This is a genomic window from Streptomyces drozdowiczii (assembly GCF_026167665.1).
GTDB classification, from domain to species: Bacteria; Actinomycetota; Actinomycetes; order Streptomycetales; family Streptomycetaceae; genus Streptomyces; species Streptomyces drozdowiczii_A.
This window is the reverse complement of record NZ_CP098740.1, coordinates 1,581,552-1,597,233: the sequence shown is the minus strand read 5'-3', so window position 1 is coordinate 1,597,233 and position 15,682 is coordinate 1,581,552. Positions and strand designations below refer to the sequence as shown.

Genomic DNA, 15,682 nt, shown 5'->3' with positions numbered 1-15,682 from the left:
TTCTGGAGGGCGGATGCTGACTGCCCACACCGGTGCCCCCAAGCGCGTCGGCCCCTACCGGATCATCGGACGCCTCGGCTCAGGGGGCATGGGCACGGTGATCGCTGGTCTGGTCGCCTCCGGTCTACGGGGCGCGGTCAAGGTGAGCCTGCCCGCCTCTGGCGCACATGTCCCTCCAGCCTTGCGCCGGGGTGGAAGCGGTTCCAAGCGCGATCCCGTGTCGATTGCCGCCCGCGCTCTTCCCGCCAAGTGCTTAGAAGGCGCTTGGCGGGATCGGTGAGCTAGGGCGCGTGACCCGTGTCTTGCCGGCATCCGCAGGTCTCGCACTCAATCTCCGGCGTTTCGGGACAGTCCGCTAGCTGGGCTTCACATGCTGACCGGGCAGCAGGCGGATGGCGAGGACGGAACCGTCGGCGTGGATGGACACGGGGCCGCCCCACTTCTTGTCCCAGGCGAGTTGGGGGCGAGTGTGCCGGGACGCATGTACGCGGAGGCGGTACTCTTCGCCCTCCCCTTCGGCGAGGAGGTCGAAGAGTTCCTTTTCCACGCCGGAGAACGCTTCGACGCGCGGCCCGTTCAGCCGGAAGACATGGTCGGTGCCGGCGTACGTGTGCCCGAGGAGGCGGTGGCTGATGTCCTGGACGCTGCCAGCGGCAGCGTGTTCGAAGTCGTCGAACCGTTCGTTGCCCTGCCGCTTGGTGAGATAGCGGGCAGTGGCCTGACCGGAGCCCGTGAAGGCCATGAGCCCGGCCGCCGACGTATGTCCGAGGACCTGCTGAAACCACCTGAAGTACTCGGGGGTCACATGGCAGCCGGGAACTGGCTCGCGGACAGCCCCTCCCACATGAGGCGGCTGGATTCCCGGAAAGGGGTTCTCCTCCGATGGCGCGGTGTCAAGGTCGGCGCTCTCGCCGGAGGAGTCGGCGAGCCAGCCGTCACGGCCGTGAGCCTGCAGCGCGTGGACGGTCACGGAGCCGTCCGCAGGCAGCTCCGTACTGAACAGCAGGCTCGGGGTCTCGTTCCACGCACCGATGTGCACGGCTTCGGCGTGCACCGATGCGGACGCCAGCTGGCCGGCCGATATCACCGCGTTGCTGTGGTTGCCCTTGGTCGCGATGGGGATCACGAGGGACGGCTCCCCAGGACGCCAGACCTCCGCGAAATACTGCGGCCGGTACCCGTACCCGACCTTGTTTCCCTTCTCCCTGCTCGTCAGGGCCCACCCGGCGCGCAGGACCGTGTCGGCCGGGATGATGCTCACGGAGTGCTCGGGAACCGCCGCCCAAGCACCTGCTTGGCGAGCGTGAGTCCGAAGGCCATGCCGAGCTCGTGCGACTGGAGGGTCTTGTACCGCTCGGCGATCTTCCGCCCCTCGGTCGAAAGCCCGAGGAACGAGTCAGGGCCGCCCGTCAACGCCTGGCTGTACTTCAGGGCTCCCCAGTGCTCCGCAAGGCCGCGCCCGGCCCCCTTCCAGGAAAGCGTCGTCGCCCGGCCGAGCGTGTGCAGCACGTCCCACATGGAGACTCGCACCCGGCGGTCGAGCTCGTTGCCCGGGATCCCGGACAGGACCGGCTTTCGGCGGAGAGGCTCAGCTTCCTTCTTTTTGCGTGCCTTGTCGTCCGCGGCGATCGCGGACTGCACCTTGCCGAGCAGCTCCTCGTTGGATCGGACGGAGACGTTCGATGATGCATCGAGGTCGAGAAGTACCTTCTTGGCAGGCTTCAAGGAGTCCCCTACTGCTCGCACGGACGGACGTTTCACGGAACCCCGCGAAGGTACGGACTGGGATGCCGGAGCGCGCAAGTGCGCAGGGGCGCAAGAAGAGTTGGCCACTCGCTGACAAAGCGAAGCGACCCATCGCGTGACGCTGCTCTCGGCCCAGGCGTCGATGACTTCACGGTTCGTCGACGGTCGTGTGTAACTGGATGCGCCGGCACCCCCGCCTTTGCCCGTCATGCGGCTCCCGAGCTCCAGGCGGAAGTCAAACCCCTTGAGGCAGACGCCTGCGGCTACCGCCCGCGGATGCTCCTGGTGCGCGTAGGCCACGTCCTGCGTGCCGCTGAGGCCATCTTTGACGACTTCAGCCGGGATGGCTTGAGCCCGGCTGAAGCCTGCGTTCCGGCGCCCTCGGGCAGGTTGCTGCTCGAGGGCGCTGGGGGAAGGTCTCGACTAAGCGCCGTCTTTGCTCGGCGAAGAGCCCTTGGTCTTCCATGAGGGAAGCACTACGTGGGCTGCGATATCGACCTGTCGCAGGGATGTCGCCACGCCGAACTGTCGGCAGAAGTCGCACTCTTCGCGCGCCGGTGGCTCCAAGCCATTGGCCAGACGATCGATGTCTTCCTCGCTCAGATCACCGATGTCAGTACACCCGCTACCTCGAACTCATTGAGCAGATGGTTCCCGTCGTGGTGACGGTGGTTCCGTTCTGGTGGGCAGCGTAGGCCAGCTGACTACAGGGCTGCCCGTTGTTTCGGACGCGGCTGGGGTCGCTACGGTGGTTTCAGTCCGCTTCTTGGAGTCGGTCCTCCTTTCGGCCAGCCGTCGTACGCAGGTCTAGACACTCGAGGTATACGGCAGGGGCCTCAGCCGGCTCTGCAACTCTCTGAGTGCCCAGGCACTCCACACAACCCGCACGATGCCGCCGGAGGCCCGTGAAAGGACGAGGGTCACCACAGAACGCCTGACTGCGGCACTTCCCAGTGCAAGCTAGCGCTACCTCTTCTCTCGGGGAGCCGACTGCGACAGAGCAGTCCGGAACATGGCCCTGCTTGCTGCGGGCGCTCTACGCCAGAGCCGCCCCCCCCGTCACCAGCACGACAGCCTGGTGATCATTGAGGGCGTACTCCTGCCGGAAGCGCCAGAGGTGGCGGCGGCAACGGCTGAGCCGCTTAGGGCCCGCCTACTCGCGGGTTCGGGAAGGATGGCGGTGACTGTGGGCCTCGTCGTCGGGGCATTGTGTGCACCCCTCCGCGAGGCCTTGCATCGAGCCAGGGAGCTTATTGCCGGCGGCTCGCCGATGAACGTCGGTTCTCCTGAGCTGGTGGTAGGGGTGCCAGCTTCTCCCGGGGCGGCGCCCTGCGCTCGATGTGCCGGCCGCGAAGCTGGGGATCACGGCAGGGAGAGTGAGGAACGGCAGGCACGACAGATGACATAGTGACCCAGGGGAGTAGCGGTCTGCTTGTGGAAGACGTTGAGGTCCCGAGAGACGGTGTCCCCTGATGACCATGACGCTCGTTCGACGCTTCGGGCCGCAGAAAAGGTGCTCGGAGCGGGAGCAGAAGCGCTCTGACCCGAGCGGACGCGGCTCGGCTTCACTGCCCGCTTGGACGGGCCCGGCAGCGAACAGTGCCTGTCCCGTACGACCTGGCCGTGAGCCGTACGGTGGCGTGCGAGGTGGTGGACGGGCATCGTCCCGCCCACCACCTCGGCGGCCGTTCGGTCACAGATCCGCTAGGTCATACCCGAGTTCCGTTGCCTCCGCCTGGAGGAGGCGATGGATCTCCTGGGTGTCGGACTTCGTCAGGTACATGCGGGAGGCGTGGCCGACGAGACCGCCCTCAGGGTGGACACATGCCCGCATGGAGACCAGTTCCTCCGGTTCGCGCTCATACCCTTCGAACGCGGGGAGTTCGCGCTTCACGAACTTGCCCAGACGCACGGCATGGGCGCTCGGATCAGCCAGAAGGCCCTCCCAGCGAAGTACGAGCACGTCGCAGCCCTGTAGCTCGAGATCGCGGATCAGCTGCAAGGTGCTGAGCCAATAGGCGCAGTGCGCCTCCACCGACAGCGGGCGCCAATTGCTTGTCGCAGCCTCACGGCGACGCCCCGAAGCAACCACGTCGAAGGGGTGGCGTACGGTCACGACGGCCTGGTTGCAACGGGTACGAAGAAGAGTGCCCAGCGGGTCGGGAACCGCGTCCAGACCGCCCCCTGCCCATGCCACGGGTTCCTTCCAGGCGAGGAGTTCGAGATCGCGGGCCTCGAGTCCCTCGCTCGGCCAGGAGAGAAATTCCCGCTGACGCACCTTGTCGAGCCGGTCCGCCCCCGAGGACGCGTACGCGTTGAGTGCGGCGAAGGCGTCCTCCGAGGGCTTTCCCTTGAGATCGGTGAGAACCTCGTGGACGCAGTAGGCATCGTCCAGTTGGGTCAGCCAGTCACTGATGTATGTCGTGCCACTGCGCGGCGCGCCAGTGACGAAGAGAAACTCCTGCGGCATTCATGTGCCCTTCGCTTACGGTTTGGTGAGGTGCTCACCGCGGGATGCGGCGGCGGTGGACGCGTAAAGCGCTTCTGTGCTCTCGACCCAGCGGTCAAGGCCGTAGAGATCGCGGGTGAGGCTGCGGATGGCTTCGCCGTCGATGCGCCCGTCCGTCGTCGCCTCCAGGGTGTCGCCGAGCTTCTCGGCATACGCCTGAATATCCCAGCGGGGGACGAGTACGGCCGCGTCTCCACCGACTTCGCGGGCGAAGTCGGTGTCCCAGGCGACCACCGGTACGCCCCGGAGGTTCGCTTCCGCGAAGACAAGTCCGAAGGACTCGTACCGCGAAGTCATCGCACACACGTCGCTGGTCCAGTAGAGCTCGTTCAGCTCGGCGTCGGTGACTTCGGGACGCCAGTCGACACGGTCGCCGTACCGGCGCTTGATCGGCTCTCCGTACCGCTCCCACGCGCTGCCGTTTGCGTCCACGAGGTCGTGACCGACCAGGACGATCCGGGCGGTGGGCCGCGCGGCGAGAAGGAGATCCGCCGACTTCGCGAAGAGGTCGAAGCCCTTGCGCCCGCTGAGACGGCCGACGAAGAGCACGGTGTCGCCCGCACGGCGGGGGGTGCCGGTGGGCACGGCGACACCGAACGGCATGATGTGCGTGGCCCGGCGAGCCTGCCGTGGCACATGCTCCAGGTGAGCTGTCGTGGGAGCCACCACGACGTCGCTCCTCACCAGGCACACCCATTCCGCGGCGCCCAGTACCCAGCGACCGATCTGATCGCGAGCGCGGTCGGCCATGCCACCCTCTTCCCGGGGGACCTGTGCGATCCCTGTAGTGGCCCGCAGAAGCTGGGGCGCCACCTTCGCCATCGAGTGCATTGCGCCGAGAGCTCGCCAGCTAGCGAATTCGATCACGTCGAACGGGCCGTGTCTGGACTGGAGCCTACGCAGCTCCCGGCGGACCCGAAGGCTGCGTCTGAGATCGGACACTCCCGGCAGCGCCTCCAGGAGGCCCGTACCGTTTTGGCCATCCTCCAGCCAGCGCACGGTCAGGTTGTCTCGAACGGTGCCCGATTCGGCCCCCTCCGGCTTGTGACCGCAGGCGACGAGCACCAGGACTTTGTGACCCCGGTCCACGAGACCACGGGCGAGGTCCCAGGTGTTGCGACCGATGCCGCCGATCATGGGGGGATACGCGGGCGACACAAGGCACAGGCGCATGGGCTGTTCCGGCCGGCCGGCGTCAGGTCCTGAGATCCGGGGCCCCCCTGGTCAGTTTCCGCCACGTCGTACCTCCAGCAGTTCGAGTAGTTCGCGGTCCACGCGGGGCAATTGCCCCAGCACTCCGTCAGCGGTGCGGGCGGGCGTGCCGGGCCGACGGATATGCACGGCGGCGCCGACACCCGCCCTGATGGCACCCAGGACATCGTTCTCCCAGGAGTCCCCGACCACGACGCATCTGTCGGGTGAGGTGGCCAGGCGATCCAGTGCCATGTGGAAGACGGCGGCGTCCGGCTTGGTGCGGCCCGCGTCCTGTGAGGTCACCACGGTGTCCACGGCCGCTGCCAGACCCAGCCGGGCGCACTTGGCGTTCTGTATGCTTCCGGGGCCGTTCGTGATGATGCCGAGGCGCACGCCAGCCTCCCGCAGGGATCCCAGAACTTCGTTGACGCCCGCATGCAGTTCCACCCGCGCCGCTGTCATGTCGGCGCAAAGGGCGACGGCGGCAGCAAGCGCGGGAGACGGCTTGCCCCACGGCTCCAAGGCATGACGGAGCCGGCTTTCTCGATAGTCGGCCACGGTCGCACGGCCGGTGTCGACCTCGACGTGATGGCGCGCTAGGTGCCCTTCGTACCGCTCCCAGAAGCCGTCCATGGCATCGGCGGGCAGGTGTGGGCGTACCAGGCGGTGCACACTCTCGCGCTCCTTGGCGGCAGCGGACGAGTAGTTGATCAACGTGTCGTCGAGGTCGAACAGTACCGCCATCGAGGAGGGGGCGGTCATGCCCCGGTTCCGCTGTCGCCGGTCACTGCGGTGACGAACTGATCAAGCGTCATCCCCGCCTCAGTGCAGGCATTCGTCCGCAGGAAACCCCACTTGGCGTAGAAGTGCCGCCATGAGCTGATCACGTTGTCGGGCGTACGAAATCCCGGAGCGTCCTCTTCACCGTGTGCCCGGTGCTGGATCAGTGCCGATGTGACGATGGCGAGCGCGTCGTCGCCGAGCTCGCGACGCAGCTCGAGGCTGTAGTCCAGATCCTCGCCCCCGATCCGGTACACCTCGTCGTGCCGCACCGTGGAGGCGGCCTCGCCCAGTACTGCCAGGGCCCGGTGTCCGGCGAAGTCCACGGGCACGGTCCCGGCCGTGGTGCCGACGCGCTGCCACTCCCATTCCCAGCAGCGCAGGGGTGTGCCCGTCATCCGCGACAGTTCCGTGAACCGCAGTTCTGTCTGACCGCTGTACACGAGTTCGCCCTGCCAGTGCTCCACCGAACCGCAGGCCGCGTGACGACCGTCCTTGAGTACCGCGGTCGTGCTCGTCAGCCAGCCCGGATCGAGGACGACATCATCATCGAGATGTACGACGACGTCGGGGTTCGGGCCGTCGTCGAGGACGAGATCCTCCAGAAGCCTCTTGCCGCGCATGTACGCGTTCTGGGTGTGGCGCACGTAACGGGCCTCGTACGTCAGGCACTCGGCCTCCAGCAAGGCGCTTACGTGGGGGCGTGAGGCGTTGTCGAGCACGGTGATCTCGACCGGGCCGGAGAACCCCTGCTGTGCGCGGATGCTGGCGAGCAGAGTCGCCAGACCCTTAGGCCGTTCATAGGCGAGTACAAGGAAATGGGTGCGCATTGATGTGCCTTTCTGGCTGTGACTCATGCGGCGGCCCCTGCGTCGACCCGGAGGACCTCCGCGGTGATCGCCCCAGCGGCGGACGACAGGAGGAAGGACACGGCCGCCGCGGCATCGCCGGCTGAGGTCTCGTGCGCGAGCATTGCGCGCCGCCGGATACGGCCGCGCGCCACCTCGTCGAGGCCTTCGCTCATGGCCGTGTCGATGAAACCCGGAGACACACAGTTGGCGGTGATACCCCAGGGACCGGCCTCGGCCGCGAGCACGCGGGTGAAGCCTTCGAGCGCCGCCTTGGTGGCGCTGTAGACCCCGAGCCCGCGGTACGGCCGCTGCGCACAGATGGAACTGACGGTCACGATGCGTCCCGTCCGTGCACGCATCATGGCTTTCACGGCAGCCTGAGAAAGAACCATGGGGGCCAGGAGGTTGACGGCCAGCATCGATTCCATGCCCGCGCGCGGGAGGCCGACGTGAAGGCCGCTGAGGGCCACGGCCGCGTTGTTGACCATCCCGTAGAGCCCCGTGCAGGAGCGGATTCTGCGAGCGACGGCGTCGACACCCTCCGGTGAGCCGAGGTCGGCCGCCATGAACTCGGCCCGTGAACCGTGTAGTGAGCGCAGTTCCTCATACTCGTCGGTGGGGTTCCTGGCCACGGCGATCACGCCGTAGCCCTCCTGGAGCAGGAGACGGCCGATCTCGAGACCGATGCCACGGGTGCCGCCGGTTACGACGACGACCCTCTCGGTGGTGGGCGTGCTCAAAGTCGAACCTTTCCGGATTCGGCGACTGTCAGACTCTCGATGCTCCTGATGCGCCGTGGGCGCTCGTGGGCATCCAGCAGACCGGCGGTGTACCGCTTGAGTTCAGGTATCAGCAGCAGGGGATCACTGCCCGGACGCAGCACGACGTCAGCGGCCACCACTTTGCCGAGCAGCGCGTTCCGCAGCCCGTAGGCCCGCGCGGCCAGGACGGACTCGTGTTGCTGCAGCACCTGGGTGACCCGGTAGGGGTTCGCCTTGAGGCCGCCGACATTCACGAAGATCCCGGCCCTGCCGATCACATGTACGCGGCCGTCGTCAATCCTTGCCTCGTCCCCGGTGTCGACGAATGGCGCACCAGGGCCGACCGAAATGCACAGGTGTCCGTCGCGGACGTCGAAAGCGGCGCCATTCGGAAGTCGGTGCCCGAGCAGTGTTTCGGGGAGTCCGGGACGACCATCGTCGACGTGGAGGACCGTGCCGAGCTCCGTCGTGCCGAAGATCTGCTTGATACGCGTCGGTGTAACGATGTCGCCGAGCAGCCGTAGCAACGACGCGTCGACGGGCTCCCCGCCGATCGTTGCGGTGTTCACACGCCGGAACTCGGCCGGGTCCCGGTTCGCGATCGCGGCGAGCCGCCAGAATGACGGCGTGCCCGCCGCGACTGTCAGCGGAGCAGCGTCCGGCCGCGCCGTGGCCAGTTCCGCCGGACGAACGAACTCCACGCGCGCTGCCCGCCCCAGCGCCTGGCACGTCGCTGAAACCGCCGCGAAGCTGTGCGGGGCGTAACCGATCGCCCAGTGTTCGCTTCCTCTGCCCCACTCGCCGCGCGCGAGCGTGCGCCACGGCCAGTGGGTCGGCTTCGGCTCACCGGTGGTGCCCGAGGAGAGCAGACACAGACCCGGTTCCGCGGGGCTGGCACCTCTGCCGTCCCCGTTAGTCGCCGCACGGTGCAGTCCTTCGACGCTTCCGGCCACTCCACCACGGCGTCCACTCCGAGCGCGGCCAGGCGGTCGTCGGAGACCGAGGGGCCGATGATCACCACCGTCGAGTCCATGTCGCGTGCGGCGACGAGGGCTGTCACCAGGGCCTGTCCGGCGGGCACGGCTGTGGCGACGGTGGACGGCCTGGCCGCGGCCACCTGTTCCCTGAGCCGCTCGGCCTGCCGGGTCACCTCGTCCCAGCTGGTCGTCCGTCCCGCCTCCCACACGTCGGTGGACCGTATGCGCTGCGGTCCCGTGGTCACGACGGGCCGACCGGTGTGAGCGAGGAGTGCAGCTCGGCCAGTGTTTCCAGCCGTGTCCCGGAACGGAGTTCCAGCAGGACTTCGAGACGCTCTTCGAGCTCCACGATGATTTCCGCAATCAGCAGGCTGTCCACGCCGATGCTTTCCAACCGAGTGGACTGCGGGCCGCCGACGGTGAACTCGGGGGCCTCGTCCTCCCCGTCGGGGAGGCGTACGGCGAGAACGGCGGAGACTGCTTCGCGCATGACCTGCTCTGTAATGGCCGGCTGTGCGGTAGGACCTGCACACCCGATTTCGGTCTCATTCATTGGGAGGCGTTTCCCTTCTCCAGGAGCCGAGCAGATCCCGGTACTGCACGGCAAGCTTTTTCTCGGTCTCCGACAACGGCCCACGCTCCAGGTAGTACGGGGCGGCGATCGGCGCGTCGGTGCGGATTCGGCAGAAACCACCGCGCAGCGGAATGCTTTGAGGGCCTTCTGGAGAAGGCACCACCTTGGGCGGGCTGATATAGGTCAGCCGGAACCCGCCCCGCACCAGAGCGGCCTGCACGGGAACGGACCGCGCGTCGTTCAGGTCGCAGACCGCGACCGTGCACGCTTCGCCACGATCGGCGGCGGCTTCGACCAGGGTGCCCTCGGGGGCATGTAGATCCAGGTGCGTCACCCGGGGCCGTGTGGGTCCCCCGGCCGGGCCGGCGCCGGAGCATCCCGCAGGCCGAGTGGTTCGGCCTGAACAGTGCGGATGTTCACGTCGAACCCGTTCAGCTCGCACAGGTCCGCGACCAGGCTCGCCGACACGGTGTCACTCATGTGCACCGTGCCACATGTGGCGAACCCGTGGCGCACGTACCTCTCCTCGAAGCTCACCTCCCGGTAGTCCAGGAGCTCCAAGGAACCGCCCACCATGACGTAGAACGGGGCGACTCCCCAGTGCCGGGAGCCGACTGCCCGTGTATGGAGACGATGGATGGCCGCCCCGCCGGGCACCCCGTGGGCCGAGCGGCGGTTGCGCGGCACACAGGAGAGAGTGTGGAGCACCTCGCCCTTGCGTGCCCCCGCGAGGATCCGCCCCAGATCCCACAGGATCGCTTCGGTGGCTCCTGCGGAGTCGCCCTGGGTGCTGCCCGTACGCGCGACCTCGACATGCCCCCGGCCGTACAGCTCTTCCCCCGGCAGAGAGGTGTGCGTGCCGAGGGACAGGCCGTCAAGCACTGACCCAGGGGGGCACCCCGGTGCGTGGAACAACTCGGCCACGCGGCTCACCTGATCCTCGGGCCCCCAGAACAGCACCCGTTCCCATCCATCGGCGATCCGGCCGGCCAGGCGCGCCTCGTCGAAGACGTCTGTGTGGTAGTCGCCGTTGTAACAGCGCATCAGGACGCTGCGGCGCAGCCGCACAGCGAGCAGCGGATTGCGCCGGCAGATGTCCGGGTCCGTCCACGTCGCACCGGGCTCGGCCGCGGCGATGCGACGCAGGGCCGGAGCCCGGTCGTCTCCGGTCGCGTGCCGGATCACTCCACCGGCCATCACAGGTAACCGAGTTCCGCGAGACGGCGCAGCATGTCGGGCGAGTCCGCCTGCTGCGCGGGTTCCCCGTCGACCTGGTGCGTCCAGTGCAGTCCCTCGTCGACCGTGTACTGGATATCGAGTTCGGCGAGCAGGGAGCTGACCGGGATGCCGTCGGGCACGGCCACTCCCTGGGCCGCACAGAGTACGGAGAACACCTCCGACATCTCCAACGGCCGGTTCGCGGCTCGGTTCGGGGACGACGGGAAGTCGGCGCCGCCGGCCAAGAAGATCCCGTCGATCCGGTGACCGCTGATCAGGCCTCCGGGCTCCGTGAACAGCGTGCCGGCAAGTCCCGGCCGGGGGTGGATCCCGTCGGCGGGGATCAGGATCAGGTCCGGGCCGAGGTCCCGGAGCGGGCCGTCGTACATGTCTGCGGCGACGAGGACCTGCTGGAACACCGGCTGCTGGGTCTCCGGGGCACGGACGGCGAGCAGCCCTTCCCGCAGCTCATTCAGGAACAGCGCGAACTCTTCGGCCGGTACGCCGTAACCCTGGCGGTCCTGTCGGTTGACGTAGACGGCGATTTCCGGCTCCTCACCGGCGTACGCCCAGGACTTGTGCATGTCCACTTCGCGGCCGTCGGCACCGCGCTGGGCCCAACCGTGCTCGACAAGCCAGTCATCGGTCTGGAACACCTGCCGGGACGGGCCGGCCCCGTGATCACTGACCACCACGATGTTGTCCCAGTCCTGCTGGGCGAGCAGCTTGGCGAGAGCCTCGTCGGCGAACGCGTAGGCATCCCAGACCGCGCTGTCGGTGCCGTCCTCGTGATCCCAGAAGAAGTGCTGCATGCGGTCTGTCACGGTGACCACATGCACCACCAGGTCGGCACTGGAGGGCTCTGCGAAGTCGATGGCGGCGGCCAGGTGGTTGCCGCCCACCTCGAGGATGTGCTTGCGCAACTCGGCCGGGCGGTCGACGAACGACAGGCCCTTCTCGATCTCGTAGCGGTAACCGGGAAGACGCTTCTTCAGATCCTCCGCCAGGTGGGGCGGCCAGGTCTGGCCCGGTGCGTCCTCCAGCGACAGCGTGCCGCATACGAACACCCCTTCCGTGGGGGGTGCGGGGTAGGCCATGGGGAAGTTGGTGACCGACACCCGGCCGCCCTGCTGCTGCACGTACCACCAGAGGAACGCTTCCTCCAGGTGGCGTGTGGAGACCAGCGGGCGGTTCCCGCGCTCGGCGTCGAACCGCCCGCGCCAGTGGAACACACCGTGCTGATCGGGGCGGAGCCCGGTCATGCAGGTGGTCCACGCCGGACCGGTGAAGAAGGGGAGTGTGGATTTCAGCGTCCGTACCGTCCCCGACCGGTACAGCTGCGCCAGGGCCCCGTCGGTGTGCTTGCGCACATAGCGGTCCATGACGTCGAACGTCGCGCCGTCCAGACCGACGACCAGAAGCTTCTTCATGTGGATCAGGCCTTACTCATAGGGGTGTCGAACGTGCGCAGGTACTCGGAGACAGCGTCGGCGGCAGCCGCCGCCTGCTGCTCTATCGCCTCCTGCGCGTGCGTTCCGACGGAGAAGCGGAGGAAGGGGTCCGAGCCCTGTGCCATGGCCGAGGCCGCGGAGATACGGGTCGTTGAGAAACCGAAGCTGAGTCCCTTGACGAGCGGCACCCCGCGCGCACGCGCATTGCCGAGCATGCGCTCGATGACGGCCTCCAGACCGTCCCGGTTGTTCAGCCCGGCACGACGGAACTCGACCGTCAGAACGGCGCCGCCATGGGCCCAGTCCCGGTCCCTCCAGTCGTCCACCCAGCCGACCAGGATGTGCTCGGCGATGCGGGGGTCAGCGCGCAGCACATCCGCGATGACGCGCGCGTTCGCGGACATCTGGACCATGCGGTTCAGATAGGCACCACGGTCGGCACGCGGGAAGCGGGCGAGGGCGTCCGGGTAGAGGATGGTGCCCGTGTTACGGCGGATCGTCCTGGCCGCGGCCGCGAGGTGGCTGGGGACCACGCAGACGCCGGCCATCTGCAGGTCCAGTCCGAACTGCGCGTACTTACTGGCGCTCTCGTAGTAGAGGATCTGTGGGTGCCCCGGCTGGTTGAAGAGGTCGAAGACGTTCAGCGCACCGGAGACCATGGTGCCGTCGATGACCAGCCAGCGGTCCGACCAGCCTTCCCTGCGCTCGGTGAGCTCCGCGAGCCGACGCAGATCCACTACGGGAAGTCCGGCGACATTGTTCACCGGGTCCGCGAACAGGACCTTCGCGTCGTGCTTCTCGACCATGTCGACCAGCAGATCCGCGTCGTAGCGCTCCGCACGGACGTGGTTGAGGAAGCGGAGTCCTTCGAGCTGCTCGGCGGCCTCGAAATAGATGTACGGCGCATAGCCGATGGTGTCACCGGGCTCGACCGCGTGACGCAACAGCAGACTCTCGATCACCTGGTAGGCGGCCATGCCGCTCGAAGTGGCGAGCAGTTCCGTACCATTGTGGGCCAGACCGAGCATGTCGGTGAGTCCGAGCTCCAGGGTACGCAGGTCGTTCGTCCCGTAACGGGCGTAGTTGACACCTCCCGCGGCCTGTGCCGATGTGTCGTAGAAGTTCACCCGCCGGCTCTGGTCGTACGCGGGGCTCGCCCACTCGAGCCCGTTCGTGAGCGTTTCGCGCACGCGGAGCAGCAGACGCAGCACGTCTTCCTGGGCCCCGGGGGCCACGTCCGGAAGACCGGACTCCGGTGACCGCAGCTCCTGAGCCAGGCCGTCCGCCAGGTCACGCAACCGGTCGAGGGCCTCGTGGGCCACCTTGGCCTTCGGCAGCGAGACAGCTTCGAGGTAGCGCTGATGGTCCTCCGCGCGTGCGTCCGCGTCGTTCAGCGACAGCGACGACTCGGCCCAGCGGGAGTTCGGAGGGACGGAATCCGGTGAGCCGGCGGCTGTGCCGGGCCGGGGGTGGTCCTTCGCGAGCTGCTCGCCGAGCCCGGCCACCTCGCTCTTCTCCAGGACCGGCACGTTCCGCCGGAGCCCGAGGCCGATGCGCAGATGCTCGTCGTGGACCTCAGCAACGATGGCGCGGGCCAGAGCGGAGGAGGAGATGTTGCCTCCGGAGAGGACGAGGAGGGTGCGCCCCGTGTCCTCGGGTGCCTTGCCGCTCAGGAGCGCAGCCGCGGTTGTCGCTGCCGCTCCTTCGACCAGAAGGCTGTGCTCGTGCAGCAGCGCGTAGATACCGAGAACGATTTCGTTCTCCGAGACGGAGCGCACCTCGCTCAGCAGTCGCTCCAGCACGTCGGCCAGCGGATTGGCGAAGGTGTGCTGCACCGCGAGGCCGTCCGCGTAGGTCGGCGGTGTGGCCATGCGCAGGCAGTTGTCGATGGAATCCTGGCCGAAGGGCCGGTTGAACACCTCGGGATGAGTGGCTATGAGCCGCGTGCCGGGGGACTGCTCCACCGCGTAGGCGCCGACTCCGCTCAGCAGACCTCCACCGCCGAGGGGTACGACGACGGTGTCGAAAGCGCCCGCATCCTCGACGGCTTCGACCATGCAGGTGCCCTGACCCGCCGCGACGTTCCAGTCGGCGTACGGAGAGATGAACGGCAGCTCGTGGCGCCGCGCGTATTCCACCGCATGGTCTGTCGCTTCCTTGAGGTCGCGGCCGACCACCGTCACCTGGGCACCGGCTGCCGCGATCCGCCGGACCTTGAGCTCGGAGGCGGTGGTGGGAACGAACACACGGGTTCGCTGGCTGAGTGTCCGCGCGGCGAAGGCAACCCCGAGGCCGTGGTTGCCCGCCGAGGCGGTCACCGACATCTGGCCCGGCTCGAACCCGGCCAGCGCGTTGAGCGCACCGCGTGCCTTGAAGCTGCCGGAGACTTGCCAGCACTCCAGCTTGGCCCAGACCTCGCGATGCTCGGTGTCCAGCCAGGGCAGTCGAACGGTGGGGGTGCGGACGGCATGCGGAGCGATGCGCCCGCAGGCATTCTGCACTTCTGCGGCCAGCGTGGAGAGCGGGGCGTCGGAGCCCGAGCCGCCGTGTGACCCATATCCGGCCGAGTGCGAGGAGACCGCCGTACTCAACGGACCACTCCCATCGCCAGCGGCACCTGGAACAGGGCGGGGTGGAAGTAGGGGCCGTGGCCGAACATGCCGTCCTCTCCGAAGAGTTCACCGTGGTCGGCTGTGACGATGACCGCGAGGGGTTTGGGGAGATTCTCGATCACCACACCGAGCCGGCGGTCCACGACTTCGACGGCACGTACCTGGGCCGCCTTCATCTCCAGGTAGTCGGCCTCGGAAAAGTTCAGTAGATAGCCGTCACTCGGGCCGGTGGCTCCGTCGGCCAGGTCGCGACCGGCCACACCGTGGGCTCCGGGGAGCCTGGGCAGACGGGACTTGGGGAGCATGAACGGGTAGTGCGTCTCCGCGGCATTGATGAACAACAGGTTCGGCCGGTCCTCAGCCAGCCGAATGCTGGATGCCTGTGCCCCCAGGCCGCTGCCTTGCGGCGAAAGGTCGTAGTCGGGGAATCCGTGGCGCAGTCCTGCTTCAGGCCGGAGGACCGGCATGGACACCCGTGCGTGGGTCGACCAGCCGCACTCCTGCGCCATGCCTGCGAGGCTCATGGTCGGGTGGAAGTTACCGGCGTGTTTCTCGTCGCCGGCGAGCAGGTAGGACCAGAACAGGAAGTCGTCGCGGTACGTTGCCGCAGCCACCCGGCCTGGTTCCGGGCGCCAGGGGAGCAGCCCGGAGAAGAGGCAGGAATGACTGGGCAGGGTCCAACTGGCGTAACTCATCCGCTGCTCGGTGACAGAGCACACTTCGTCGATCACCGGCGTCCGGGCTTCCTGGAAGGAGTCCCAGCGGAGGCTGTCGAGAACGGCGACGAGGACTGTACGGACCTGTCCCGTGTCAGCGGCGAACTGGAGGGGAGAAGCGGCCTTGTTCAGCAACAGGAACTCCCTTCGTGTAGGGGGCGGTTCGCGACCGCGGAGATGGATACTTCGAGAGTGGGTACCGGAGCCGTCTGTGGCGACGCTGGTTGCATGGAGAAGTCCCTCAGAGTCGAGGTGCCCGGGTCATGAACGCGCTGCGCGTGCGAAGTTCCGCG

The 15,682-nt window shown here is 67.7% G+C and carries 14 protein-coding genes; all 14 read right to left on the bottom strand.

Annotated elements, in window-relative coordinates; genetic code table 11:
- Window positions 1-355: 355 nt before the first annotated feature.
- The 14 genes from NEH16_RS07000 to NEH16_RS06935 all read right to left on the bottom strand — a co-directional run bounded on the left by NEH16_RS07000 (window position 356) and on the right by NEH16_RS06935 (window position 15,524).
- Window positions 356-1,261, bottom strand: coding sequence for a hypothetical protein (locus NEH16_RS07000; protein ID WP_265540171.1), 906 nt, complete (start codon window positions 1,259-1,261; stop codon window positions 356-358).
- Window positions 1,258-1,725 carry a hypothetical protein gene (locus NEH16_RS06995; RefSeq protein ID WP_265540170.1) on the bottom strand — a complete coding sequence of 156 codons (468 nt, stop codon included), beginning with the start codon at window positions 1,723-1,725 and terminating at the stop codon, window positions 1,258-1,260. Before NEH16_RS06995 ends, NEH16_RS07000 begins: the two co-directional genes overlap by 4 nt.
- 1,714 nt (window positions 1,726-3,439) lie before the next feature.
- Complete coding sequence (locus tag NEH16_RS06990) at window positions 3,440-4,216, bottom strand: hypothetical protein (protein ID WP_265540168.1); 777 nt, start codon at window positions 4,214-4,216, stop codon at window positions 3,440-3,442.
- A 15-nt stretch (window positions 4,217-4,231) separates the two neighbouring features.
- Complete coding sequence (locus NEH16_RS06985) at window positions 4,232-5,392, bottom strand: glycosyltransferase family 4 protein (protein ID WP_265540166.1); 1,161 nt, start codon at window positions 5,390-5,392, stop codon at window positions 4,232-4,234.
- An 87-nt stretch (window positions 5,393-5,479) separates the two neighbouring features.
- Window positions 5,480-6,211 carry an HAD family hydrolase gene (locus tag NEH16_RS06980; protein ID WP_265540163.1) on the bottom strand — a complete coding sequence of 244 codons (732 nt, stop codon included), beginning with the start codon at window positions 6,209-6,211 and terminating at the stop codon, window positions 5,480-5,482.
- Window positions 6,208-7,086: a glycosyltransferase family 2 protein gene (locus NEH16_RS06975; protein WP_265540161.1), complete on the bottom strand. Its 879-nt coding sequence runs from the start codon at window positions 7,084-7,086 to the stop codon at window positions 6,208-6,210. Before NEH16_RS06975 ends, NEH16_RS06980 begins: the two co-directional genes overlap by 4 nt.
- Window positions 7,083-7,820 (bottom strand): SDR family NAD(P)-dependent oxidoreductase, encoded by a 738-nt coding sequence (locus NEH16_RS06970; protein WP_265540159.1) that lies wholly within the window; start codon window positions 7,818-7,820, stop codon window positions 7,083-7,085. The genes NEH16_RS06975 and NEH16_RS06970 overlap by 4 nt, the downstream gene beginning before the upstream one ends.
- Window positions 7,817-8,794, bottom strand: coding sequence for an AMP-binding protein (locus NEH16_RS06965; protein ID WP_265540157.1), 978 nt, complete (start codon window positions 8,792-8,794; stop codon window positions 7,817-7,819). Before NEH16_RS06965 ends, NEH16_RS06970 begins: the two co-directional genes overlap by 4 nt.
- A 265-nt stretch (window positions 8,795-9,059) precedes the next feature.
- Window positions 9,060-9,308 (bottom strand): phosphopantetheine-binding protein, encoded by a 249-nt coding sequence (locus tag NEH16_RS06960; protein WP_265540155.1) that lies wholly within the window; start codon window positions 9,306-9,308, stop codon window positions 9,060-9,062.
- Window positions 9,309-9,363: 55 nt separating this feature from the next.
- Complete coding sequence (locus NEH16_RS06955) at window positions 9,364-9,726, bottom strand: hypothetical protein (protein WP_265540153.1); 363 nt, start codon at window positions 9,724-9,726, stop codon at window positions 9,364-9,366.
- Complete coding sequence (locus NEH16_RS06950; protein ID WP_265540151.1) at window positions 9,723-10,589, bottom strand: hypothetical protein; 867 nt, start codon at window positions 10,587-10,589, stop codon at window positions 9,723-9,725. The genes NEH16_RS06955 and NEH16_RS06950 overlap by 4 nt, the downstream gene beginning before the upstream one ends.
- Window positions 10,589-12,040 carry an alkaline phosphatase family protein gene (locus tag NEH16_RS06945; RefSeq protein WP_265540149.1) on the bottom strand — a complete coding sequence of 484 codons (1,452 nt, stop codon included), beginning with the start codon at window positions 12,038-12,040 and terminating at the stop codon, window positions 10,589-10,591. The genes NEH16_RS06950 and NEH16_RS06945 overlap by 1 nt, the downstream gene beginning before the upstream one ends.
- A 5-nt stretch (window positions 12,041-12,045) precedes the next feature.
- Complete coding sequence (locus NEH16_RS06940) at window positions 12,046-14,652, bottom strand: pyridoxal-phosphate dependent enzyme (RefSeq protein WP_265540147.1); 2,607 nt, start codon at window positions 14,650-14,652, stop codon at window positions 12,046-12,048.
- Window positions 14,649-15,524, bottom strand: coding sequence for a hypothetical protein (locus tag NEH16_RS06935; protein ID WP_265540145.1), 876 nt, complete (start codon window positions 15,522-15,524; stop codon window positions 14,649-14,651). The genes NEH16_RS06940 and NEH16_RS06935 overlap by 4 nt, the downstream gene beginning before the upstream one ends.
- Between the last annotated feature and the right edge of the window lie 158 nt (window positions 15,525-15,682).